The following is a 23442-nucleotide window of genomic DNA, read 5'->3' as shown; positions in this document are numbered from 1 at the left end:
GTCTGGCCTTCCAGTTGATAGCGGCTGCTGTCAGGTCGGCGAGGTGGGTGTGTGGGTGGAGGCCCCATCGTAGTGCCGCGAGTACGAAGACCGCGCGACGGGACTCCGGCAATCCCGCCGGATCGGATACCCGCCCCCTTAGTGGTGACGTCGCGTCCTGCACAGGCGTTCCCGGTCCGGGCCGGAAATACCGAAGGGCGACCGAAATTACTTCGGTCGCCCCAGGTCATGAGCGCTGTTTGGCTGATGTCACGTCAGTGAGGAGTGCTCACAAAGAGGGGAAGAACAGCTTCAGCTCGCGCGCGGCGGACTCCTCGGAATCCGAGGCGTGGATCAGGTTCTCCCGCACGATGCTGCCGAAGTCCCCCCGGATGGACCCGGGCGCGGCGGCGATCGGGTCGGTGGGTCCGGCCAGCTGGCGGACACCCTCGATGGCGCGTTCCCCTTCCACCACCAGCGCGACGACCGGACCGCCGGCCATGAAGCCCATGAGCGGCTCGTAGAACGGCTTGCCCTTGTGCTCGCCGTAGTGCGCCTCAAGGGTGTCCTGCTCCAGGGTGCGCAGCTCCAGCGCGGGAATGGTCCAGCCGGCCTTCCGCTCGATGCGGCCGATGATCTCGCCGATCAGACCCCGGCGGACGGCATCGGGCTTGAGCAGGACGAGGGTGCGCTGGGTCATGTTGCTGCTCCTTGCGGCATACGGGTGCGGTGGGACGAATCTACAGGGCCGTTGCGGTGAACCGTCACACAGCGTCAGCCGCCGCGGGGGCCTCCTGCGCCGCCGCCCAGCGGGCCTTGATCGCGTCGATCTTCCGGCCGTAGTGCACCGAGCACCACCACAGCCCCGCGAAGACCGCGCCCAGGAAGAACATCGTCGGCACCACGAACCCGCTCGCGATCAGCCCGATCTGCAGGGCCCAGCCCAGCTGGACCGCCCCGGGGCGCGACAGCATCCCGCACAGCAGCACGGACAGCAGCATCGTGACGCCGCAGACCGTCCAGACCTGCGTCTGCGTCAGGTCCGGGTTCTTCATGGCCACCAGACCGGCGAAGCCGATCACGAAGAACTCGCCGATCAGCGTGCTCGCACACAGCGTGCGCATCCTCAGCCCCTCTTCATCAGCAGGCGGGCCTCGCCCACCGTGATCACGGAACCGGTCACCAGGACCCCGGCCCCTCCGTACTCGGCCTCTTCCTCCGCCAGGGTGATCGCCGCCTCCAGGGCGTCGTCCAGCCGCGGCTCCACCTGCACCCGGTCCGCACCGAACACCTCGACGGCGACGCCCGCCAGCTCGTCCGCGCCCATCGACCGGTGGCTGGAGTTCTCCGTCACCACCACCTCGGCGAAGATGGGCTCGAAGGCCTCCAGCACCCCGCGCACGTCCTTGCCCTCGCTCGCGGCGACGACCCCGACCAGGCGGCTGAAGCCGAACGACTCCGTGACCGCCTCCGCGGTGGCCGCCGCGCCCGCCGGGTTGTGCGCCGCGTCCAGGACCACCGTCGGGCTGCGCCGCACGACCTCCATGCGGCCCGGCGAGGTCACCGAGGCGAAGGCCTTCCGCACGGTCTCCACGTCCAGCGCCCGTGCGTGCTCCTGGCCGATGCCGAAGAAGGCCTCGACCGCGGCCAGCGCCACCGCCGCGTTGCGCGCCATGTGCGCCCCGTACAGCGGCAGGAAGATCCCGTCGTACTCGCCGCCCACGCCGCGCAGCGTCAGCTGCTGGCCGCCGACCGCGACCTCGCGCGAGACGACGCCGAACTCCATGCCCTCGCGGGCCACGGTCGCGTCGACCTCGACGGCCTTCTTCAGCAGCACCTGCGCCGCGTCCACCGGCTGCTGCGCGAGGATCACGGTGGCGCCCTGCTTGATGACCCCGCCCTTCTCCCCGGCGATCTCACCGGGGGTGGAGCCGAGCCGGTCGGTGTGGTCCAGGCTGATCGGGGTGACCACCGCGACCGAGCCGTCGATCACGTTGGTCGCGTCCCAGGTGCCGCCCATGCCGACCTCGACCACGGCCGCGTCGACCGGAGCGTCCGCGAAGGCGGCGTACGCCATCCCGGTCAGCACCTCGAAGAACGACAGCCGGTACTCCTCGGCGGCGTCGACCATCTCCACGTACGGCTTGATGTCGTGGTATGTCTCCACGAACCGCTCGGCGCTGATCGGCGCACCGTCGAGGCTGATCCGCTCGGTGACCGACTGGACGTGCGGGCTCGTGTAGCGGCCGGTGCGCAGCTCGAAGGCGTTCAGCAGGCACTCGATCATGCGGGCCGTGCTGGTCTTGCCGTTCGTGCCGGTGACGTGGACGGAGGGGTACGCGCGCTGCGGCTCCCCCAGGACGTCCATCAGCGCCGCGATGCGCGACACCGACGGCTCCAGCTTCGTCTCGCCCCAGCGGGTGGCGAGCTCCTGCTCCACCTCCAGGAGCGCCCGGGCGACCTCCGGGTCGGTGGGGTGCGCGGGTACGGCGTCCCCCTGCGGCGGGCCGGCCAGGGCGCGCAGGGTGCGGCTCCCGGCTTCGATCACCGCCAGGTCGGGGTCGCGCTCGGACTCCTCCGCCACGATCTGGTCGAACTCGTCGAGACGGTGGTCAAGATCGTCGGGGCCGTGGCTCTCGGGCTGCTGCTCACTCACGGACCCCAGTCTACGGACGGCGACCGGCGGGACCTTCGGCCCGGGCGTTTCGGGACCTTCGGCGGCCGGAGCGACCAGATCGTTATGCAAGCCTTGCGGGCAGGAGATTGGGGAACAAATGCCGCAGGCAAGCAAGAACAAGACCGCTTCCAGCCGCGACATAGGGATGGACCTGGGCACCGCCAACACCCTCGTCTACGCCCGGGGGCACGGGATCGTCCTCAATGAGCCGTCCGTGGTCGCCGTGCGGGCGGGCACCACCACCGCCCTGGCCGTCGGGACCGAGGCCAAGGAGACCATCGGCCGCACCCCCGGCTCCATCACCGCGATCCGGCCCCTGAAGGGCGGCGTGATCTGCGACTACGAGGCGGCCGAGGAGATGATCCGGCACTTCGTCCGCAAGGCGGTCCCCGGCCGGCGGACCCGCACCCGGATGGTGATCTGCGTGCCCTCCGGGGTCACCCCGGTCGAGCGCCGCGCCATCGTCCAGGCCTCCACCCGGGCCGGCGCCCGCAGCGTGCACCTGATCGAGGAGCCGATGGCGGCCGCCATCGGCGCCGGACTGCCCGTCGAGGAAGCGCGCGGCTCGATGGTCGTCGACATCGGCGGCGGCACGTCCGAGGTCGCCGTCATCTCCCTCGGCGGCATCGTCACCTCGCAGTCGTTGCGCGTCGGCGGCGACCGGCTCGACGCCGCGATCACCGACCACGTCCGCAAGGAGTACTCGCTGCTCATCGGCGAGCGCACCGCCGAGGACGTCAAGGTCGCCGTCGGCTCCGCCTGGCCGGTGCCCGGCCGGCCCGAGCTGGAGAGCGCCACGTTCACGGTGCGCGGCCGAGAGCGGGTCGGCGGCATGCCGCAGTCGCTCGTGCTCACCGCCGCGGACGTGCGCGCGGCCCTCGACGAGCCGGTCGAGGCCATCATCGCCGCCGTGCGCACCACCCTGGAGGAGTGCCCGCCGGAACTGTCCGGCGACGTCATGGAGCACGGCATCGTCCTGACCGGCGGCGGCGCGCTGCTGCCGGGCCTGGACCTGCGGATCGCCTCCGCGACGGGCATCCCGGTCTTCGTGGCGGACGCGCCGCTGGACTGCGTGGCGCTGGGCTCGGGCAAGTGCGTCGAGGACCTCGACACCCTGGGCCGCCTGCTGGCACCGGCGAAGGCCTGACCGGGGCGGCGGGGCCGGGCCACTGGCGCGCCGCGGGCGGGCCCGGGCGGCGGCGGGGCCGGACCGGGGGCCTGGGCGCGGCGACTAGGTCGTCTCTTTCGGATCTTGTCGGCCGAGCCCGCGGCGTCTGGTGCCGTGCCTGGGCGTGCTGCCGGGGCGCTCGCGTACTGGACGTACGTGGTCGCCTCGGCAGTGCGGCCAGGCACGGTGCCAGGCGTCGCGGGCCCGGCACGATCCTAAAGAGACGGCCTAGCCGTGCGGCAGGGTCGCCACCACCAGGTACGCGTCCTGCGAGCGCGTCGCCGTCAGGGTGCCGCCCAGGCTGCGCACGCGCTCGGCCATGCTCGCCGTGCCCGAGCCGGCCGAGACGGGCGCCCGGCCCGGCGTCCTCTCGGGCAGCGCGTTGCCCACCGCGATCCGCACCTGCCGGCCCTCCACCGCCACCGCCACCTCGATGGTCTCCCCGCGCGCGTGCTTCGCCGCGTTGGTCAGGCACTCCTGAACCACCCGGTAGACCGCCGCCTGCCGCAGCGGCGACAGCGCGTGCGCCTCCGGGTCCAGGTCCAGCCGCACCGGCGACCCGGCCCGCTCGCTCTCCTCCGCGAGCGCCGCCAGTCCGTCCACGCCGGGCGTCGAGGCCCGCTCCCCGCGCTGCACGATGATGTCGTTGAGCACGAGATGGGCGCGGCGCGCGGTGTCCGCCAGCTCTTCGAAGTCCTTCGCGTACGCCGTCTCGCGGGCCCGCACCGACAGCACCTCGGAGCGCACGGTCAGCAGGGTCAGCTCCCGTCCGACGAAGTCGTGCACGTCGCGGGCGACGGCGGTCCGCTCCTGCTGGACCGCCTGGAGCACCGCGGCCTCGGCCCGCCGGCCGTTCAGCTCCGCGACCAGGTCGTGCCGGTAGGCGGCGATGCCCACGGCCGAGGCCAGCACCCCGATGGGCACGACCAGGCTGAGGAAGGAACTGAGGGTCTCGACCCGGGGCTCGGGCCACCCGGGCACGCTGAAGAGCATCAACGCGAAGGCCACGTACGCGAGCGTGGCGAGGATCCCGGCCCGGCGCCCCCGGTAGCGGCCCACCGAGTACAGCGCGAACTGGATCAGGGTCAGCTCGTGCAGCCAGCCGATGAACAGCAGGGCCGCCACGAACGAGGCCCAGGGCGCCCGGCGGCGCAGCAGCAGGGTCGCGCACCCCAGGGCGAGCACGGCTGCGGCGAGCGGTCCGTTGAGGGAGTTGTCGGCGGCGGCCAGGCCCGGCAGGTCCAGGGCCATCAGGCCGAGGCAGCTGAGCGCGGTGAGCACGTCCAGCGCCCTCGGCGAGTCGGACCAGCTCCGGGCGAGCCGGCGGCCGGCGGCCTCGGCCCGGTGGAGCGCCGGGGCGACGGGCTTGACGTGCATGCCTTCCATCATCCGTGGTCGCCGCAGCGGATCGGGGCCGCCGGAAGCCCGTACGGAGTGATCTGGGGCACTTCGGACATGGCGGGGCGGGGCCCGTCGACCCTGCGTGTCCGGGCCCTTCCGCTCCGCCGTCGCCGGACGGACCCGGCGGGGTCCGGCGGGGTCCGGCGGGGTCCGGCGGGGTCCGGCGGGGTCCGGCGGGGTCCGGCGGCCGCCTCCGGGCTGGGCGCCCATGGGAGAGGCCCCCGCGCCGACCGGCGGCATGGGGGCCTCCCGCGTACCCGGCTCGCCCGCCGGGGGACGGCCTAGGCGGCCGGCAGCCCGTCGAGCTGGGTCCGGATGCGGGCGATGTCCGCCTCGGCCTTGGCGAGGCGGCCCTTGATCTTGTCCACGACGTTGTCGGGGGCCTTGGCCAGGAAGGCCTCGTTCCCGAGCTTCGCCTCGGCCTGCTGCTTCTCCTTCTCGGCCGCGCCGAGGTCCTTGGAGAGCCGCTTGCGCTCGGCGGCCACGTCGATGGTGCCCGACAGGTCGAGGGCGACCGTCGCGCCGCCGACCGGAAGGGTCGCGGTGGCGCTGAAGTCCTCGCCCTCCGGCTGGAGGCGCAGCAGCTGGCGGATGGCGCCTTCGTGCGCGGCCAGCGCGGTGCCGGCCAGGTCGAGGCGGGCCGGGACCTTCTGGCCCGGCTGCAGGCCCTGGTCGGCGCGGAACCGGCGGACCTCGGTGACCACGGCCTGGAGGTTCTCGATCTCGGTCTCGGCGGCCTCGTCGCGGAAGCCGCTGTCCTTCGGCCAGTTCGCGATGACGAGGGACTCGCCGCCGGTCAGCGTGGTCCACAGGGTCTCGGTGACGAAGGGCACCACCGGGTGCAGCAGGCGCAACGTGGTGTCCAGGACCTCGCCGAGGACCCGGCCGGAGACCTGCGCGCCCTCGCCGCCCGCGAAGAAGGTGGTCTTCGAGAGCTCGACGTACCAGTCGAAGACCTCGTCCCACGCGAAGTGGTAGAGCGCCTCGCTGAGCTTGGAGAACTGGAAGTCCTCGTAGTACGCGTCGACCTGCGCGACCGTCTTGTTCAGCCGGGACAGGATCCAGCGGTCGGTCGCGGACATCTTCTCGACCGGCGGCAGTTCGCCCTCGATCGTCGCGCCGTTCATCAGCGCGAAGCGGGTGGCGTTCCAGATCTTGTTGGCGAAGTTGCGGGACGCCTGGACCCAGTCCTCGCCGATCGGGACGTCGGTGCCGGGGTTGGCGCCCTTGGCGAGGGTGAAGCGGACGGCGTCGGAGCCGTACTTGTCCATCCAGTCGAGCGGGTCGACGACGTTGCCGAAGGACTTCGACATCTTCTTGCCGCGCTCGTCACGGACCAGGCCGGTCAGCGCGATCGTCTTGAACGGCGCCTCGCCGTCCATGGCGTACAGGCCGAACATCATCATCCGGGCGACCCAGAAGAAGATGATGTCGTGGCCGGTGACCAGGACGTCCGTGGAGTAGAACTTCTCCAGGTCCGGGGTCTTCTCCGGCCAGCCGAGGGTCGAGAAGGGCCACAGGCCGGAGGAGAACCAGGTGTCCAGGACGTCCGTGTCCTGGGTCCAGCCCTCACCGGTGGGCGCCACGTCGTCGGGGCCGACGCAGACGACCTCGCCGTCCGGGCCGTACCAGACCGGGATCCGGTGGCCCCACCACAGCTGGCGCGAGATGCACCAGTCGTTGAGGTTGTCGACCCAGTCGAAGTAGCGCTTCTCCATCTCCTGCGGGTGGATCGCGACCCGGCCGTCGCGGACCGCGTCACCGGCGGCCTGCGCGAGGGTCTCGACCTTGACCCACCACTGGAGCGACAGGCGGGGCTCGATGGTCGTGCGGCAGCGCGAGCAGTGGCCCACGGAGTGCTGGTACGGGCGCTTCTCCGCGACGATGCGGCCCTGCTCGCGCAGGGCGCCGACGATCGCCGAACGCGCCTCGAAACGGTCCAGGCCGAGGAAGGGGCCGTGGACGGTGATGACGCCGTGCTCGTCCATGACGGCCAGGTTGGGCAGGCCGTGGCGCTGCCCGATCGCGAAGTCGTTCGGGTCGTGCGCCGGGGTCACCTTGACGGCGCCGGTGCCGAATTCCGGGTCCACGTGCGTGTCGGCGACGACCGGGATGGTCCGGTCGGTCAGCGGCAGCTTGATCTGCCGGCCGACCAGGTGCGCGTAGCGCTCGTCGTCGGGGTGGACGGCGACGGCGGTGTCACCCAGCATCGTCTCGGCGCGCGTGGTGGCGACGACCAGGCTGTCCTCGCCCTCGCCGTACCTGATCGAGACGAGCTCGCCGGCGTCGTCCTGGTACTCCACCTCGATGTCGGAGATGGCCGTCAGACAGCGCGGGCACCAGTTGATGATGCGCTCGGCGCGGTAGATCAGCCCGTCGTCGTACAGCTTCTTGAAGATCGTCTGGACGGCCTTGGACAGGCCCTCGTCCATGGTGAACCGCTCGCGCGACCAGTCCACGCCGTCGCCGAGGCGGCGCATCTGCCCGAGGATCTTGCCGCCGTACTCCTCCTTCCACTGCCAGACCCGCTCGACGAACTCCTCGCGGCCCAGGTCGTGACGGGACTTGCCCTCCTCGGCGAGCTGCTGCTCGACCTTGTTCTGGGTGGCGATGCCGGCGTGGTCCATGCCGGGCAGCCACAGCGCCTCGTAGCCCTGCATGCGCTTGCGGCGGGTCAGGGCGTCCATGAGGGTGTGCTGGAAGGCGTGCCCCAGGTGCAGGGAGCCGGTGACGTTCGGCGGGGGGATGACGATGGTGTACGGCGGCTTCTCGCTCGCGGGGTCGGCCGTGAAGTACCCACGCTCCACCCAGCGCTCGTAGAGCTTCCCCTCTACCTCGGCCGGCGCGTACTGGGTCGGCAGTTCGGAGTCGGGGGCGCTGGGTGTCTGCGTGTTCTCGGTCACGGGGCACAGTTTAGAGCCGTAACAGTCCAGTCATGAAACCGGTAATCCGGGGACCCGCCGCCCTGCCGGCCCCCGGCTTCCGCCAGGATGTGTGGAACGTATAAGCAACCTCATGGGGGACGCGGGATGAGCTACAACCAGCCAGGACCGTACGGACAGCAGCCGCAGCAGCCGGGACCCTACGGGCAGCAGCCCCCGCAGCCCGGCCCGTACGGGCAGCAGCCCCCGCAGCCCGGCCCCTACGGCCAGGGCGCGCCGCAGCCCGGCTACGGCTACCCGCAGCAGCCCGGCGTCCCGCCGCAGGGCTACCCCCAGCAGCCCCCGCAGCCGGGGTACGGCTACCCGCAGCAGCCCCCGTACGGCGGGATGCCCCCGCAGCAGCCCCCGAAGAAGTCGAAGACCGGCGCGGTCGTCGCGGTGGTCGTCGCGGTCGCGGTGATCGCGGGCGGCGGGTGGTACTTCCTCCGGGGCGGCGGCTCCGGCGGCGCCGTGGCCGCCGACACCAAGGGCTACAAGCTGGTCGCCCCGGACGCGGTGGACGAGTTCAAGAAGGACCCGAAGTACAAGCAGGACGAGTTCTCCGCCACCGACCGCAAGGAAGCCGAGTCGGCGGGCGTGAAGAACCCCACCCAGGTGGGCATGAACTACCAGGCCGGCGACCCGAAGAACCCGCTGTCGGCCAAGGGCCTCAACTTCCAGGGCGTGTACGGCGAGATAGCCGACCCGGAGAAGGCCGTGGACGGGTACTTCGCCCTGGCCCGGCTGAACGCGGCCAAGCAGGACAGCAAGTCGGAGATCGAGCTCATCGGCACCCCGAAGACGATGAACCCGGCCGGGTTCAAGGGCGCCGTGCTCAAGTGCCAGAACTTCAAGTTCACCTCGAAGGACACGGCGGCCAAGGGGCCCAAGGAGGTCACGCTGCCGTTCTGCATCTGGGGTGACTACAGCACCCTGAGCATGGTCAGCGCCACCGACCTGGCCTCGGTCCTCGCCGGCAAGCCGGGCTACACGCTGGAGCAGGCCTCGGAGTTGGCCGCGAAGCTCTACAACACCGCCCGCGTCAAGAAGTAGCACCGCGCGCCGGCACGGTCCGCGCACGCACGAGGGGCGCCCCGGATGTCCGGGGCGCCCCTCGTCGTGTGCGCGTCGGCTAGGCCGACTTCTCCTGCGGGCCCTGGTCCTTCGGGACGATCCGCGGCACCAGCGTCGGGTTGACGTTGGAGCGGACGACGTCCGCGGTGATGACCACGCGGGCCACGTCCTTGCGGGACGGCACCTCGTACATCACCGACATCAGGACCTCCTCCATGATGGCGCGCAGGCCGCGCGCGCCGGTCTGGCGGAGGATCGCCTGGTCCGCGATGGCTTCGAGCGCCTCGCGCTCGAAGTCCAGCTCGACACCGTCGAGTTCGAACAGCCGCTGGTACTGCTTCACCAGGGCGTTGCGCGGCTCGATCAGGATCTGGAGCAGGGCCTCGCGGTCCAGGTTGTGCACCGACGTCAGGACGGGGAGACGGCCGATGAACTCGGGGATCATCCCGAACTTCACCAGGTCCTCCGGCATGACCTCGTGGAACTGGTCACTGGCCTCGATCTCGCGCTTCGAGCGGATCGTCGCCCCGAAACCGATGCCCTTGGCGCCCGCACGCGACTCGATGATCTTCTCCAGGCCGGCGAAGGCGCCGCCCACGATGAAGAGCACGTTCGTCGTGTCGATCTGGATGAACTCCTGGTGCGGGTGCTTGCGGCCGCCCTGCGGCGGGACGGAGGCGGTCGTGCCCTCCAGGATCTTCAGGAGGGCCTGCTGCACGCCCTCACCGCTCACGTCGCGCGTGATCGACGGGTTCTCGCTCTTGCGGGCCACCTTGTCGATCTCGTCGATGTAGATGATCCCGGTCTCGGCCTTCTTGACGTCGTAGTCCGCCGCCTGGATCAGCTTGAGCAGGATGTTCTCGACGTCCTCGCCCACGTACCCGGCCTCCGTCAGCGCCGTCGCGTCGGCGATGGCGAACGGGACGTTCAGCATGCGGGCGAGCGTCTGCGCCAGCAGGGTCTTGCCCGAACCGGTCGGACCCAGCAGCAGGATGTTGGACTTCGCGAGCTCGATCGCGTCGTCACGGCCCTGCGCGCCGCCGTTCTCGCCGGCCTGGACGCGCTTGTAGTGGTTGTAGACCGCCACGGAGAGCGCCTTCTTCGCCGGCTCCTGGCCGACGACGTAGCTCTCCAGGAACTCGTAGATCTCACGGGGCTTGGGAAGTTCCTCCCACCGGACCTCCGAGGTCTCCGCGAGCTCCTCTTCGATGATCTCGTTGCAGAGGTCGATGCACTCGTCGCAGATGTACACACCGGGTCCTGCGATGAGCTTCTTCACCTGCTTCTGGCTCTTTCCGCAGAACGAGCACTTGAGCAGGTCGCCGCCGTCACCGATGCGTGCCACGAGGTGCTTCCCCTTCGCCTGGGAGACGCCTGGTTCAGCGCTCCTGGTGCCTCATATCCGACGGTACCTTGCCGGGGGCCCCGTGCGGGGCCCCCTTGGCGTGGTTCACGTCCCCGAATCCGGTGACGCGACCACGTCCAGTGGCGGCAAGGATCAGTTGGAGCTCTTGCGGGTGGAGATGATCTGGTCGATCAGGCCGTACGCGAGGGCGTCCTCGGCCGTGAGGATCTTGTCGCGCTCGATGTCCTCGCGGATCTTCTCCAGCGGGGTGGTCGAGTGCTTGGCCAGCATCGACTCCAGCTGGTCGCGCATGCGCAGGATCTCGTTGGCCGCGATCTCCAGGTCGGAGAGCTGCTCGCGACCGGTGCCGCCGGAGGGCTGGTGGATCAGCACGCGGGCGTTCGGCAGGGCCATGCGCTTGCCGGGGGTGCCGGCGGCGAGCAGGACCGCGGCGGCGGAGGCCGCCTGGCCCATGCAGACCGTCTGGATGTCCGGCTTCACGAACTGCATGGTGTCGTAGATCGCCGTCAGCGCGGTGAAGGAGCCGCCGGGGCTGTTGATGTAGATCGAGATGTCGCGGTCCGGGTCCATCGACTCCAGGCACAGCAGCTGCGCCATGACGTCGTTGGCGGAGGCGTCGTCGATCTGCACGCCGAGGAAGATCACGCGCTCCTCGAAGAGCTTCGCGTACGGGTCGTACTCGCGCACGCCCTGCGAGGTGCGCTCGACGAAGCGCGGGATGACGTAGCGGTTGTCCACCGACGCGCCGGTGTGGAGGCCGCTCGCGGGAGAGAGGTTGTTCATGTACATCGAGGTGTTCACCATCCTGGTGGCGTTCTGCGGGCTGTCGGCTGCTGGGGTACTGACGGTGGTGCCGGAGGTCAGGCCCCGGTGCCGCCGCCGCCCGGAACGTTGGACGCGGCCGAGATGATCTCGTCGATCAGGCCGTAGTCCTTGGCCTCCTCGGAGGTGAACCAGCGGTCGCGGTCACCGTCGCGGATGATCGCCTCGACCGTCTGGCCCGAGTGGAACGCGGTGATCTCGGCCATGCGCTGCTTGGTGCGCAGCAGGTACTGGGCCTGGATCTTGATGTCCGAGGCGGTGCCGCCGATGCCGGCGGAACCCTGGTGCATCAGGATGTCGGTGTTCGGCAGGGCGAAGCGCTTGCCCTTGGCGCCACCGGTCAGCAGGAACTGGCCCATCGAGGCCGCCATGCCCATGCCGATGGTGACGACGTCGTTCGGGATGTACTGCATGGTGTCGTAGACCGCCATGCCCGCCGTCACGGAGCCGCCGGGGCTGTTGATGTACAGGAAGATGTCCTTCTCCGGCTCGGCGGCCAGGAGGAGGAGCTGTGCGGTGATCTTGTTGGCGATGTCGTCGTCGACCTGCTGGCCGAGGAAGATGATCCGCTCGCCGAGCAGCCGGTTGTAGACATGGTCGCCGAGGCCGCCACCGATGGACGGCTCACCCGCGGCGTAAGGCTTCAGATTCGTCACGTATCCACCTGCTCGTCTCCGACGGCCATGTGCCGTCTCAGCGTCTCGTTCTGGGGCGCGGCCCGGCCGGTGCGGACGTGTCCGCCGGCTCCGGGTAGTCCCGTGCCCTCGTATTCATGGACCCTAACGCGCAGGTAGGACAACGCCATCCCGCTTCCCGAACTGTTCGCTCGGAGCGCAAGGTACGCGCCCCCGCCGGGCCCGCGCCGAAGGGCCCGGACGCGACGGCGTCCGGGCCCTTCGGGTGCTGCTCGGCGGGCGTGGCCCGGGGTGTTACTTGGCCTCGTCGGCCTTCGCCTCGTCGTCGCCCTCGGCCGCGGCCTCGGCGGCCGGGGCGGCGGCCTCGTCCTCGTCCTCGTCGGAGAGGTCGATGACCTCGCCCTTCGTGTCGACGACCTTGGCGGCCTCGACGACGACCGCGAGGGCCTTGCCGCGGGCGACCTCGCCGACCAGCATCGGGACCTGGCCGCCTTCGACGACGGCCTGGGCGAACTGGTCGGGGGACATGCCGGAGGACTGCGCACGCCGCATGAGGTGCTCGGTGAGCTCCTCCTGGTTGACGCCCAGCTTCTCCTTGTTGACCAGCGCGTCGAGGACGAACTGGGTCTTGATGCCCTTGACGGCCTGGTCGGAGGTCTCGGCGTCGAACTCCTCGACCGTCTTGCCCTGGAACTCCAGGTACTTCTCCAGGTCCAGGCCCATCTGGCCGAGCTGGTGGTGCTCCAGGTTGTGCTTGCGGGTCTGGACCTCGTCCGCGAGGAGCTTCTCGGGGATCGGGACCTCGACGAGCTCCAGCAGCTTCTCCAGGACGCGCTCCTGGGCCTGCGTGGCCTGGTCGTACTGCTTCATGTTCTCAAGGCGCTTGCGGCTGTCGGCCTTCAGCTCGTCGAGGGTGTCGAACTCGCTCGCCATCTGCGCGAACTCGTCGTCCAGCTCGGGGAGCTCGCGGGCGGAGACCTTGGTGACCTTGACGGTGACCTCGGCATCCTTGCCCTCGGCGGAGCCGCCCTTCAGCTGGGAGGTGAAGGTGGCCTCGCCACCGGCCTCCAGGCCCTTGACGGCCTCGTCGATGCCCTCGAGGAGCTCGCCGGAGCCGATGGTGTAGGACACGTCGCTCGCGACGCCGTCCTCCAGCACCTCGCCGTCGACCTTGGCCTCCAGGTCGAGGGTGACGACGTCACCGTCCTCGGCGGCGCGCTCGACGTCCTTGGTGGACGCGAAGCGGCCGCGCAGCTGCTCGACGGACTTCTCGACGTCCTCGTCGGAGACCTCGATGGCGTCCACCTCGACCTCGATGCCGGAGTAGTCCGGGATCTCGATCTCGGGGCGCACGTCGACCTCGGCGGTGAAGGACAGCAGCTCGCCGTCCTTCAGCTCCGTGATGTCGACCTCGGGCTGGCCCAGCGGGTTCAGGTCGGCCTCGTTGACCGCCTCGGTGTAGAACTTCGGGAGGGCGTCGTTGACGGCCTCCTCCAGCACCGCACCGCGGCCGAAGCGCTGGTCGATGACCCGGGCCGGGATCTTGCCCTTGCGGAAGCCCTTCACCGTGACCTGCTGGTTGATCTTCTTGTACGCCGCGTCGAGGCTGTCCTTGAGCTCCTCGAAGGGCACCTCAACAGTGAGCCGAACCCGAGTCGGGTTCAGGGTCTCCACGGCGCTCTTCACGGTTCGGTCTCCTTGTGGCTGACTGCTGGGGGTTCTGCCGTCACGCTGCGATGCAGCGGTTCAGCGGACTTCGGCCCGGTACATCAGACACACGGGCACGCAGCTTGCATAGTAACCGCAAGCGGCAATCAGCCCACAACGCGATCTTGCGGCGGACCTCTCCGGGAGGCCTGGAAGACCTCTGGGGAGATGCCACCGGTGGTCGGGGTGGCCGGATTCGAACCGACGACCTTCCGCTCCCAAAGCGGACGCGCTACCAAGCTGCGCCACACCCCGTCGGTGCGACACGTAGGGTACATGCCCGGAGACCCTCTGATGTGCCCGATTCCCTACACCGCCCCGCCCCGACCAGCCGGGCCCTCGGAAACGCGGTGTGCACTCCCCCGTCACGACCCGCTAGGATGCTGTCCGTGCCGCGGCCTTCGGACCTGCGGCGCGCGCGCTGCGGGTGTAGCTCAATGGTAGAGCACTAGTCTTCCAAACTAGCTACGCGGGTTCGATTCCCGTCACCCGCTCAGAAGTACTTAAGGGCCAGGTCAGAGGACGTTTCCTCCGCCTGGCCCTTAGTCGTTCCCGGGGGCCCTGATCAGGTCCGCGTGCCCCCTGCGTGCCCCTCCCGCTGTGGATCTTCCTTCGTGCCAGGCACATCCTTCTTCTTGTTCTTGCGGTTCTTCTTCACGAGCCCGCTCAAGGCGTCGGCGATCAGCCGGTCCCGATCGGCACTCGCATGTTGATAGATCAGCGCGGCGCGGGCGGTGCTGTGGCCCATGCGCGTCATCAACTCGCGCGTGCTGGCCCCCGTGGACGCGGCGAGCGTGTTGCCCGTGTGCCGAACATCATGGAAGTGAAGCCCTTTGATCCCCGCTTCTCGACACGCCTTGTGCCACAACAGATTGAAGTGATTCCGGCGCGGGGTCGCCCCCTTGGCCCCGATGAACACGCGGCCGTCGACACCGGCCTCGGCGTATCGCTTCAGGTGCTCGTGGAGGTCGGGGAGGATCACGCCGGGAATGGAGACCGTCCTCTTTCCCGCGGCACTCTTCGGCGCCTTGATCTCCCGCTGTCCGTTGCTCAGCTCTGCGACGGACCGGCGGACCCGCACGGTCCGGTGCTCCAGGTCCACGTCCCGCCGGCTGAGCCCGATCAGCTCGCCCCAGCGCAGCCCGAGGAATCCGGCCATGAGTACGAGGGCCCGGTAGCGCGGCTCAATCGCCTCGGCCAGGGCGTAGACCTCTTTGACCGTCGCGGTCGGCCGCTCCGGGGTGTCCACGGAGCTGGCGCCCTTGACCTGGCAGGGGTTCCGCCGGATCAGCTCATCCGACAGCGCCGTCCCCAAAATGGCCCGGAGCAAGGCGTAGGACTTGGCGACCGTGGTCGCGCCGGTGCCGGCGGCGAGCTTGTCGGCACGCCGGCTGCGGACGAGGGGCGGCGTGATCTCCGCCAGGTTGACGGCACCGAGGGCCGGCTCCAGGTGGTGCTTGAGGAGAGAGGCGTACAGCTGCCGCGTGGTGCTGGTCAGCTCGCGTTCTTTGATCCAGGCGACGGCGTACGGCCCGAAGGCGACCTTCCCGGCGTCCGGGTCGCGCCAGTCGCCCCGGCGCATCTCGGTCTGCGTGTCGGCGAGCCAGTCGTCCGCGTCCTTCTTCGTGCGGAACGTCTCGGGCGCGGGACGGAGCTCCCCGTCCGGTCCGAGGTAGCGGGCCTGGTACCGGCCGGAGGGCAGCTTGCGGACCCGGCCGAACTGGCGGCGCTTCCCGGCCATCAGGCAGCCACCCCCAGACGGCGACGGCGACGCGGCTCGACGGTGTTCGCGGTGATGTACGCCTGGACGGCGCTTTCCGGGATGCGCACGTGGCGACCGACTTTCACGTACGTGATCCGCCGCTCCTCGACGAGGCGCCGGGGGAATCGCACGGTGGTGCCGAGCAGTTCGGCAACCTGGACGACGCTGAGGAAACGCTCATTCATGCTGCTCTCCTTGCAGGGCTTCGCGGGCGGTCTGACGGTTCAGGTGAATGTCCCGGGCGATGCTGGCGGCGAGTACCGACTCCCCCGGGCTGTGTCCGTGGCCGGCGTACTGCCAGGAGGCGAGGACGAGCACCGTGTCCGGCTCGACATCGTCCAGGCCTCGGGCATCGCGCTCCTGGGCGGCGCGGTAGTCGGCGCGGGTCTTGCGGAGAGCGCCGAGGGTGGTGGAGTACTGGCGGGACTTGGTGGAGAAGTGGCCGCGGAAGCCGAGCATGTGCGACCAGGCGGTGAGGCGGCGGTCCGGGTACAGCGGGTCCAGGTCGAGGCAGGCCCCGATCAGGCGGGCGGTGTGGTCGGGGACGTCGAGGAGCACCAGGGCTTCGCGGTTGCCGATGCGGCGGTCGAGGGTGCCGGTGTTCTCGGCGGCCTTGGTGGCGTACTTGGCGACGTACGAGGCGACCGCCTGCTCTGTGATGTCGGAGCCGTCTCCGAAGGCCTTGATGGGGCGTACGTCGAGCTGCGTGCCCCAGCGGAACGTACGGGCGGGCTGGTCGGCGGCGGCCGGGACGGACACCGAGGTGTAGGCGTGGGCGACTGCTGCCCGGATCGAGCGGTCGAGGAGTCCCGTGCTGGCCCAGGAGGGCGGCGGGCTGGTCGGCCCGGCGGGTCCGTCGATGCGGATCACGGCGTGGAAGTGGATGGCGCCGCGCTTCTGGAATTCGGCGACCTTGCCGTAGGAGATCCGGGCTTCCTCCTTCAGCTCGCGTTGGGTCAGTCCGGCGTACGCGGCGATCTCGCGGCGCAGGCGGGTCGTGAAGCGCTGCCAGAGCTGTCCGGCGTGGTTGTTGAAGAGGACGGCGGCGGCGTAGTCGTAGGTGGCGGGGTCGAGGGCGGTTCCGAGTTCGGCGGCGTCCTCCTGGTGGTGCTGGGCGCAGCGGCAGGGACGGCCAGCGGGGCGGTTGTGGACCGGGCCGAAGGACGGGGCGGTGAGGGTGGCGAAGACGCGGGGGTGTTCGCGGACCCTGGCGGGGATGTCTCGGCGGTCGTCGCCGGCCAGTCCGGCCCGGATCAGGTGGTACGTGTCGCCCGCGTACGTCCAGGCGCAGGCCGGGCAGCGAGAGGCCCGGCGGTTCCCGCAGGCGATGCGGAGGCGGGCACCGGGTTCGTCCGCGGTGGAGTACCGGTGCATGATCTCGCCGGTGGTCTTGTCCCTGGCAACGGTCCAGCCGGTGATGTGGATCGGGTCGGAGCAGCCGCCGGTGCGGCGGATCTGGTCTTCCCAGCGGGCGTAACCGGGAGCCCCGGCCACCCTCAGCATGTCGCCGAGGAGGCCGGGGGCCAGGTCCGCCACGGTCGCGGACTGGGTCACGAGCGTCGCCCCCGCTTCGGGGTGTTGGCATCGCTGGACGTGGGTCCGGAGGCGGGCTGACTGCGGCTGTTGCGCGAGCTGGAGGAGCGCCGGGAGTCGTGCACCGCGTGGGCCTCGGTGACCCGCTCCTGGTGGCGGGCTTCGCCGGTGAGGCGGTCGTACACCTGGTCCATGTCGCGGTCGTACGGGTCGTCCCCGTAGGTCCGGCGCGTGAAGATCCCCACTACGCGGTCACCCCCGCGCGCTTGGTACCGGTGACCGTGCCGGTGCCCTGGCAGGCGTAGCAGTGCGCGGTGATGGTGCGCCGGGCGCCGGCGCGGTCGTGGCCGCCGAGGGTGATGGCGACGGCGGCGAAGCCGATGCAGTCCGGGCAGACCTTGACGGGCCTGACGGTGTGCTGGGCCATGATGGTGCTTCCTTCCGGTTCTTCGGATCGGGTGGGAGCGCGGCGCCGGGACGGCGGAAACTTGGCGGTTGAGGCCGTCCCGGGGCCGGTCAACGGCTCTTGAACTCCTGGCGCAGGGCGCGGACGAGGAAGAGCAGGACAACGGCGCTGACGGACAGGGCGACCGCGGTGACGGCGACGGCCAGGAGCAGCGAGACCGCTACGGAGGCAAGGGCGAGGACTCCGGCGACTCCGCCGGCGGCGAGGGCGAGCGCGGTTCCGGGCGAGTTCTGGACCAGGCCGCCGAGGACAGTCGGAGCCTTGGCGGGGACCGGGGCCGGGGCGGGCACCACGTACTCGGTGGGCGCCGGGGCGGGGCGGATGGTTGCCGGGGTGTACGTGTCGGGGCTGGGGTACTTGGGCTTGAACACGGCTGTTCTCCTTCCGGGGCGGGTTACTTGTTGATCGCGGTGTCGATGGCGGGGGCTAGGAAGCTGTCCGCGAGGAGGAAGCCGCCGAGGAGGATCACGGCGACGAGCCACCAGGGCGGGCGGATGAGCTTCACGCCGAGGGCTCCGACGGCGAGGAGGGCGAACCAGAGCGGTACGTCCATGACGTGGCCTTTCGGTTCAGCTGACGCGGCAGCGGTGGGAGCGGGCGGCGAGCTGGGCGGCGGTCGAGGAGCTGTAGTCGGAGGACCAGCCGCAGGCGTCGGCGGTGCACACGGCGGAGTCCTTCGTGCGGCCGCGCCGGTCGCGGTAGGTGCCGATCTGGACGGGGCCGATCTTCATCAGTGAGCGGAAGTTGATCCGGGCGGGCATCGGGTCTCCTCAGGCGAGCTGGGCGGCGATGGCCTCAGCCATCGAGGACGGGACGCCGAGCCGGGCGCGCAGGGTCTCGGTGTCGATGTCCGAGCCGGTACGGGTGCGGTGATCGGCGGCGATCTTCTGGGCGTGGGCGACGAGGGCGGGCGGAGCGGTCACCACGGGTGCGGGTATTGGTGCCGGAGCGGGGAGGGCAGGAGCCGGGGCGGCTTGTGCGCCGGGTTCTGTCTCCCGCTCGACCACGGGCCGGGGCGCCGGGGCGGGCTCCGGGTCGTTGGGCGGCGTAGGCCGATGGACCAGGAGGGTGCCGCCGAGGAAGGCGAGCGCTGGCCATCCGGCGACGAGGATGCGGAGCCAGTCCGGGACGTCGCCCAGGTCGAGGAGGCCGGCGGTCGCGACGTTCGCGCCGAGCGAGGCCGCCAGGGCGACGGCGAACCAGGACCAGGCCGAGCGTGAGGGCTCCCCCGCTTCCCGCAGGGTGCGCAGGCGGTGCCAGGAGGCGACGAGGAGCAGGTCCACGCTGATCGGGTAGGCCCAGGCCTTCCAGCCGTGCTGTCCTGCGGCTTCGGCGAGGTCGTGGAGGTGGGCGAAGGAGAGGGCTCCGGCGATGACGGCCTGGACGAGGACGGCGTCCGGGCGGACCAGGCGGGTCATGGTCTTCACCTCGTTTCAGGCATGGGTGGGGTAGGGACGTGGCGCGAGAGGTCGCGCCCACCGGGTGGAGCATGTGCTTAGAAGGCACCTGCTGTAGCGCTCTTCGGCTGGACCTTGCCGACGAGGACGCGTACCGGGAGCGCGGGCCGGAAGCGCTCCAGCTCCGGGATGCTCGGGGTCCGGTGCGCGTGGGCGTTGCAGGTGTCGACGGCCTGGCGGAGCGTGGTGTGCGGGGCCCGGATGCGGGACCAGCCGCCGGAGGAGTCACCGGCCACCGCCGTGCCGGGGCGGTCCTTGCCGATCTGGACGGCGGCGAGGACGGCGTCCGGGGAGATGTCCCCGAAGGCCATGTTCGCCGAGGTCTCGTCGTTGACGCGGTGGGCGGTGCGGCCGGTGAGCTGGGCGCGGAGCATGGTGATGCCCTTGCCGAGTTCGGAGCCGAAGCGCTGGCCGCAGATCTCCAGGTAGATGCCGGCGGCGCGGCCGAGCTGGGCGAGGCGGACGAGGTCGGTGATGATCTGGTCGCGCCGGGCTTCATCTGCCTTGACCGCGGCGAGGGCGAGCTCCGCGACTTCGTCCACGAGGAGCACGACGGGTACGGGACGAAGGTGTGCGGGAAGGTCCCAGATGTCGGCAGTGATCTCCGCATCGGGCAGGCCGACGCTGATCCGTTGTTCGGCCCGGATGACTTCGTAGACGCGGCCCATGTACTGGACGAGTGCGGCCAGCAGCTCAGCCGCTTCCACGGGGTTGTCGGCCAGGGCGGTGAACCGGGCAGCAAGCGGCGAGAGTTCTACGCCGTTCTTGCAGTCGATGCCGACCAAGGCGGCGTTCCGCGGGGCAAGCCCGGCGACAAGCGTGCGCTGGTAGACGGACTTCCCGGACTGGGTCCCGCCGACGTTCAGAGCGTGCGGGACCTGCCGGTAGTCGCGGTGGTGAACCTCCCCGTTCTCCCGCAGGGCCACCGGCACCCGGAGCACGCCATCGGGGACGGCGGCCGGCATGCGCACCCGCTTGAGTACGTCGTAGCCGGTCATCCGCAGCTCTACGACGCCGGAGCGGATCTCTCGCGAGACGACGTTGTGGAGGGCGAAGGAGTGCCGTAGCCGGTCGGAGGAGGCGGAGAAGTCGAACGCGTCCTGTCCGGGCCTGAGTTTCAGCCGCAGGACCAGGCCGGTCGACGTGGGCCGCAGCCGCAGAATCCGCGGCGAACGGTCTTCGGGGGCGGGGCGGTTGGTGACCCGGGCGAGCGTCAGCCGCCAGCGGGCGGGCGGGACGGTGAGCCCGCAGGCGTCCATCACCGAGCGGTAGCGGATGAGGACGCGGATCGTCGCGAAGGTGACCCCGAAGGTCAACCAGTACCAGGTGGGCCGCAGCCAGCGCAGGACGAGCGCCACGGCCAGGACCACCAGCAGCGTGACCGTCCGCGGCAACCGGGATGTCCCAGTCGACGGTCTCGAGGATCTGGCGGGCGTTCGCGCTGGCCCCGCACCGGTCCCAAACGTTCAAACTGTCGACGGACCCGCTGTTCATCGACAAGGTCCGTGACGTGGTCGGTCTCTACCTCGACCCGCCGGAGAAGGCTTTGGTCCTCTGCGTGGACGAGAAGTCGCAGATCCAGGCCCTGGACCGGTCCCAGCCGGTCCTGCCCATGATGCCCGGCGTTCCCGAGCGCCGTAGTCACGACTACATCCGCGCCGGCACCACCACCCTCTTCGCGGCCCTGGAAGTCGCCACCGGCAAGGTCATCGGATCACTCCACCGCCGCCACCGGGCCGCCGAGTTCAAGAAGTTCCTGACCAAGGTCGACAAAGAGGTCCCGGCGGATCTTCAGGTCCATCTGATCCTCGACAACTACGCGACCCACAAGACCCCGGACATCAAGAAGTGGCTGCTGGCCCACCCGCGGTTCCACCTGCACTTCACACCCACCAGCGCGTCCTGGCTCAACCTGGTCGAGCGGTGGTTCGCCGAGCTCACACAAAAGAAGCTCAAGCGGGGAGTCCACCGCTCCGTCCAGGCCCTCGAACGCGACATCCGGGCCTGGCTGAGCGACTGGAACGACCAGCCCAGGCCCTTCGTCTGGACGAAGACAGCCGACGAAATCCTCGACAAAGTCGACGCCTACTGCCACCGAATCTCTGACTCAGGTCACTAGGTCGTTTCCTTCGGATCATCTACACATACACGTGCCTGGTGACGCCGATCTGGCTGTGCCCAAGGATCTCCCGCACGACGCGGAGTGGCGGCCTCTGGCATACGGTCATCCATCTGCCGAGACCGAGTTGGAATGGGCACCGCACCCCTGCCGTCATGGACGGCGGGTGCGTGAGGTAACCGCACTACGGGAAGGGGCTGGCGGGGCGCAGCTGCCGCCACGAGCTGGCGGCGACCGATGCGGTCGCCCCGCGTCGATCCTGGTCTCGTTGTGGCTGATGAGTGTGCCGTCCAGTCATCCTCTAGGAGCTCCCCGTCCGCTGCCGCGCTCGCCCCTAAGGCGTGGAGAGCACCGACAAAAGCCGCTCCGTCGACCGAGACGAACTAGCAGCGGTTCGGCCAAAACAGCTCCCACCAGGCGGGAGGCGGTCCATACTGAGTCAGCGGAGGGCCGAGCCGGAGGGGGGATCATGCCAGATCAGATGGCATTCCAGGAGGATCAAGTGACGTTGCAGGACGAGATCGAACAGCGCTCTCGCGAGATTCACACCGATCGCTACAGCATGGCGATTAATGAGGCTCTCTCCATGTATGAAAATTCCGACCTTGAAATTCACCCAGAGTTTCAGAGAATCTTCAGGTGGGGGATCCAGCAACAATCTCGTTTGATCGAGAGCGTATTCCTCGGAATTCCCATCCCCCCCATCTTTGTTGCGGCTCGCAAGGACGGGGTGTGGGACGTTGTGGACGGCGTTCAGCGGCTATCTACCTTGTTTCGCTTCATGGGCGTCCTCCGGAAAGAGGGTGACGCCATCGACGAGCCGGATCCGTTGACAGCTGGGGACTACCTGAAGAGCCTAAAGGGGGTTGTTTGGAGCGACTCCACAACCCCTTCGAGCCGGGTTGAAGTAACGGCTCTATCAGAAGCACAGCAGCGGTTCTTTAAACGTGCCCGACTCGACTTCCAAATCGTGGAACACACAAGCGACGAGCAAGCAAAGTTTGACTTGTTCCAACGATTGAACAGCGGCGCACACCTTTCCGAGCAGGAGGCACGGAACTGTCTGGCAGTCATGCTGGACCCGACGTTCTTCAGGTGGCTTCAGCAGCTTGCCGCCAGTTCGACTTTTAAGGAAACCGTCAGCATCAGCGAGCGGCAAGAAGAAGAAGCCTACGGCGTGGAACTCGCACTTCGCTACCTCGCCATCGCTACAGCCGAGCGATCCGACCTCGCCGGCCTTGCCGACGTGGGTGAATTTTTGACGTCGCGCATGCGAGGCTTCATCGAATCTCCGCATTTCGATCGAGACTTCGAGTACATGCGCTTCACGGATATCTTTTCTTGGCTCACCGAAGCCCTGGGAGAGTCATCCTTCAAGCGTTACGATCTCACCAAGTCGAAGCACAGCGGCCGATTTACCGTTTCGGCGTTCGAAGCGGTGACCGTCGGTCTGGCACTCAACTACGATCAATGGAAGCGCCTGGATAGCGGCCTCCGACCGAAAATGCTCAGCCAAAGAGTGCAAGCCGTATGGAAAAATTCCACTTTCCAAAGCCGAACGGGTGCCGGAAAGTCCGCAGACCTACGCATCCCGCACATGTTCGAGGTCGGGCAAAGAGTATTTTCACTGGGAGAGTAGTTGCGCACTCTCGATGAACTCCAGGACACACTCGACGAGGATTTCGCGTGGCGTCGAAGTGAGCTTCACAGCTATTTGAGTACGGTCCGACGGGCTCACTCCGAGAGTACCGCCCAACGAACCCTTTGCCGCGCCGGCATACCCCTCCTGTATGCACATTGGGAAGGTTACGCAAAGCACTGCCTCTCGGCGTACCTAAAATACGTTGGACGACGCCGCCTCACCTATGGTGAACTCCACCCTGCTTTCGTGGCTCTAGGCCACGAGTCTTCTCTCGACTCAGAGGAGGGAATGTCTGCCACTCGGAAGATCGTGCGCAGGGCCCAAGCACTCCTCTCAGGGGATGGCGTCAGGGCAACCATTCCATGGCGTCGCGGAATTGACACCCAGTCGAATTTGAACAGCGTCAGATGTTTCGACCTGTTTGAATCTCTAGGCCTCGACGCCTCCCCTCTTCACACCAAGGCAAGATTGATTGACTATCAACTCTTGAGAGTGAGAAACGAGATAGCGCATGGTCAATACCTGAGTGTCGGTGCGAACTCATATGAGGAGCTGCATGCGGAGGTGCTCTGGATCATGGATTTCGTGCGCAATACCGTGAGCGCAGCAGCCGAGAATCAGGCATATAGGCGTTCCACAGGGATCCTGTAAGACAAGTCGGCTACTGAGACCTGCCTCCGGCGCCGTGCGCCAGCTCAGGGAGACACGAACAG

23 protein-coding genes, 2 tRNA genes and 1 pseudogene are annotated in these 23442 nt (G+C 69.1%); 6 read left to right on the top strand and 20 right to left on the bottom strand.

The features are described 5' to 3' along the window. Positions 1 to 268: 268 nt before the first annotated feature. The 3 genes from ndk to folC all read right to left on the bottom strand — a co-directional run bounded on the left by ndk (position 269) and on the right by folC (position 2635). Positions 269 to 679 (bottom strand): nucleoside-diphosphate kinase, encoded by a 411-nt coding sequence (gene ndk / locus CP968_RS22060; protein ID WP_150519645.1) that lies wholly within the window; start codon positions 677 to 679, stop codon positions 269 to 271. Positions 680 to 743: 64 nt separating this feature from the next. Beyond that, the gene (locus tag CP968_RS22055) at positions 744 to 1103 is read right to left on the bottom strand and encodes a DUF4233 domain-containing protein (protein WP_150519644.1); all 360 of its coding nucleotides are present in this window, start codon (positions 1101 to 1103) and stop codon (positions 744 to 746) included. A 2-nt stretch (positions 1104 to 1105) separates the two neighbouring features. Further along, positions 1106 to 2635, bottom strand: coding sequence for a bifunctional tetrahydrofolate synthase/dihydrofolate synthase (folC, locus tag CP968_RS22050; protein ID WP_150519643.1), 1530 nt, complete (start codon positions 2633 to 2635; stop codon positions 1106 to 1108). Positions 2636 to 2753: 118 nt separating this feature from the next. Between folC and CP968_RS22045 the strand changes: the two genes are divergently transcribed. Further along, on the top strand, positions 2754 to 3803 hold the full coding sequence (locus CP968_RS22045) for a rod shape-determining protein (RefSeq protein ID WP_150519642.1): 1050 nt from the start codon (positions 2754 to 2756) through the stop codon (positions 3801 to 3803). Between the two features lie 249 nt (positions 3804 to 4052). Here CP968_RS22045 and CP968_RS22040 read toward each other — a convergent pair whose 3' ends face one another. After that, complete coding sequence (locus CP968_RS22040; protein ID WP_150519641.1) at positions 4053 to 5201, bottom strand: sensor histidine kinase; 1149 nt, start codon at positions 5199 to 5201, stop codon at positions 4053 to 4055. A gap of 305 nt (positions 5202 to 5506) precedes the next feature. After that, positions 5507 to 8128 carry a valine--tRNA ligase gene (locus CP968_RS22035; protein WP_150519640.1) on the bottom strand — a complete coding sequence of 874 codons (2622 nt, stop codon included), beginning with the start codon at positions 8126 to 8128 and terminating at the stop codon, positions 5507 to 5509. A gap of 126 nt (positions 8129 to 8254) precedes the next feature. Here CP968_RS22035 and CP968_RS22030 point away from each other — a divergent pair, with 126 nt between their 5' ends. Next, positions 8255 to 9199: a hypothetical protein gene (locus tag CP968_RS22030; RefSeq protein ID WP_150519639.1), complete on the top strand. Its 945-nt coding sequence runs from the start codon at positions 8255 to 8257 to the stop codon at positions 9197 to 9199. 79 nt (positions 9200 to 9278) lie between these two features. Here CP968_RS22030 and clpX read toward each other — a convergent pair whose 3' ends face one another. From clpX to CP968_RS22005, 5 genes are all read right to left on the bottom strand, one after another. Beyond that, positions 9279 to 10565 carry an ATP-dependent Clp protease ATP-binding subunit ClpX gene (clpX, locus tag CP968_RS22025; protein ID WP_150519638.1) on the bottom strand — a complete coding sequence of 429 codons (1287 nt, stop codon included), beginning with the start codon at positions 10563 to 10565 and terminating at the stop codon, positions 9279 to 9281. A gap of 153 nt (positions 10566 to 10718) precedes the next feature. Then, positions 10719 to 11390, bottom strand: a complete 672-nt coding sequence (locus CP968_RS22020; RefSeq protein WP_150519637.1) for an ATP-dependent Clp protease proteolytic subunit — start codon at positions 11388 to 11390, stop codon at positions 10719 to 10721. Positions 11391 to 11446: 56 nt separating this feature from the next. Then, entirely contained in the window at positions 11447 to 12064 is a 618-nt protein-coding gene (locus tag CP968_RS22015) for an ATP-dependent Clp protease proteolytic subunit (RefSeq protein ID WP_150519636.1), read from the bottom strand. 273 nt (positions 12065 to 12337) lie between these two features. After that, on the bottom strand, positions 12338 to 13729 hold the full coding sequence (gene tig / locus CP968_RS22010) for a trigger factor (protein ID WP_150519635.1): 1392 nt from the start codon (positions 13727 to 13729) through the stop codon (positions 12338 to 12340). 199 nt (positions 13730 to 13928) lie between these two features. Next, a tRNA-Pro gene (locus CP968_RS22005) sits at positions 13929 to 14005 on the bottom strand. Positions 14006 to 14173: 168 nt separating this feature from the next. On the opposite strand from CP968_RS22005, the gene CP968_RS22000 reads away from it, so the two are divergent. Then, positions 14174 to 14244: transfer RNA gene (locus CP968_RS22000), tRNA-Gly, on the top strand. 71 nt (positions 14245 to 14315) lie between these two features. On the opposite strand, the gene CP968_RS21995 is transcribed toward CP968_RS22000, so the two are convergent. From CP968_RS21995 to CP968_RS21950, 10 genes are all read right to left on the bottom strand, one after another. Next, entirely contained in the window at positions 14316 to 15491 is a 1176-nt protein-coding gene (locus tag CP968_RS21995) for a tyrosine-type recombinase/integrase (protein ID WP_150519634.1), read from the bottom strand. Next, entirely contained in the window at positions 15491 to 15697 is a 207-nt protein-coding gene (locus CP968_RS21990) for an excisionase family DNA-binding protein (RefSeq protein WP_150519633.1), read from the bottom strand. Before CP968_RS21990 ends, CP968_RS21995 begins: the two co-directional genes overlap by 1 nt. Then, entirely contained in the window at positions 15690 to 17066 is a 1377-nt protein-coding gene (gene repSA, locus CP968_RS21985; protein ID WP_280116696.1) for a replication initiator protein RepSA, read from the bottom strand. The genes CP968_RS21990 and repSA overlap by 8 nt, the downstream gene beginning before the upstream one ends. After that, entirely contained in the window at positions 17063 to 17290 is a 228-nt protein-coding gene (locus CP968_RS21980) for a hypothetical protein (RefSeq protein WP_150519632.1), read from the bottom strand. Before CP968_RS21980 ends, repSA begins: the two co-directional genes overlap by 4 nt. Continuing rightward, a complete protein-coding gene (locus tag CP968_RS21975; protein ID WP_150519631.1) occupies positions 17290 to 17472 on the bottom strand; it encodes a hypothetical protein in 183 nt (60 codons plus the stop codon). The genes CP968_RS21980 and CP968_RS21975 overlap by 1 nt, the downstream gene beginning before the upstream one ends. A gap of 89 nt (positions 17473 to 17561) precedes the next feature. After that, positions 17562 to 17882, bottom strand: a complete 321-nt coding sequence (locus CP968_RS21970) for a SpdD protein (protein WP_150519630.1) — start codon at positions 17880 to 17882, stop codon at positions 17562 to 17564. Positions 17883 to 17905: 23 nt separating this feature from the next. After that, positions 17906 to 18064, bottom strand: coding sequence for a hypothetical protein (locus tag CP968_RS21965; RefSeq protein WP_150519629.1), 159 nt, complete (start codon positions 18062 to 18064; stop codon positions 17906 to 17908). A 16-nt stretch (positions 18065 to 18080) separates the two neighbouring features. Continuing rightward, positions 18081 to 18272, bottom strand: coding sequence for a mobile element transfer protein (locus CP968_RS21960; RefSeq protein ID WP_150519628.1), 192 nt, complete (start codon positions 18270 to 18272; stop codon positions 18081 to 18083). Between the two features lie 9 nt (positions 18273 to 18281). Next, the gene (locus CP968_RS21955) at positions 18282 to 18929 is read right to left on the bottom strand and encodes a DUF2637 domain-containing protein (protein WP_150519627.1); all 648 of its coding nucleotides are present in this window, start codon (positions 18927 to 18929) and stop codon (positions 18282 to 18284) included. A 77-nt stretch (positions 18930 to 19006) separates the two neighbouring features. Further along, positions 19007 to 20362, bottom strand: a complete 1356-nt coding sequence (locus tag CP968_RS21950; protein WP_229886566.1) for an FtsK/SpoIIIE domain-containing protein — start codon at positions 20360 to 20362, stop codon at positions 19007 to 19009. Here CP968_RS21950 and CP968_RS21945 point away from each other — a divergent pair. From CP968_RS21945 to CP968_RS35720, 3 genes and pseudogenes are all read left to right on the top strand, one after another. Beyond that, positions 20353 to 21087: pseudogene (locus tag CP968_RS21945) on the top strand (IS630 family transposase); the annotation flags it as partial. The gene CP968_RS21950 and the pseudogene CP968_RS21945 overlap by 10 nt on opposite strands. Positions 21088 to 21556: 469 nt before the next feature. After that, positions 21557 to 22726 (top strand): DUF262 domain-containing protein, encoded by a 1170-nt coding sequence (locus tag CP968_RS21940; RefSeq protein ID WP_167536832.1) that lies wholly within the window; start codon positions 21557 to 21559, stop codon positions 22724 to 22726. Beyond that, positions 22727 to 23380, top strand: coding sequence for an MAE_28990/MAE_18760 family HEPN-like nuclease (locus CP968_RS35720; RefSeq protein WP_167536831.1), 654 nt, complete (start codon positions 22727 to 22729; stop codon positions 23378 to 23380). The last annotated feature ends 62 nt before the right edge of the window (positions 23381 to 23442 follow it).

The organism is Streptomyces subrutilus (assembly GCF_008704535.1).
Lineage (GTDB): Bacteria > Actinomycetota > Actinomycetes > Streptomycetales > Streptomycetaceae > Streptomyces > Streptomyces subrutilus.
This window is presented reverse-complemented; position numbering and strand designations above follow the sequence as displayed.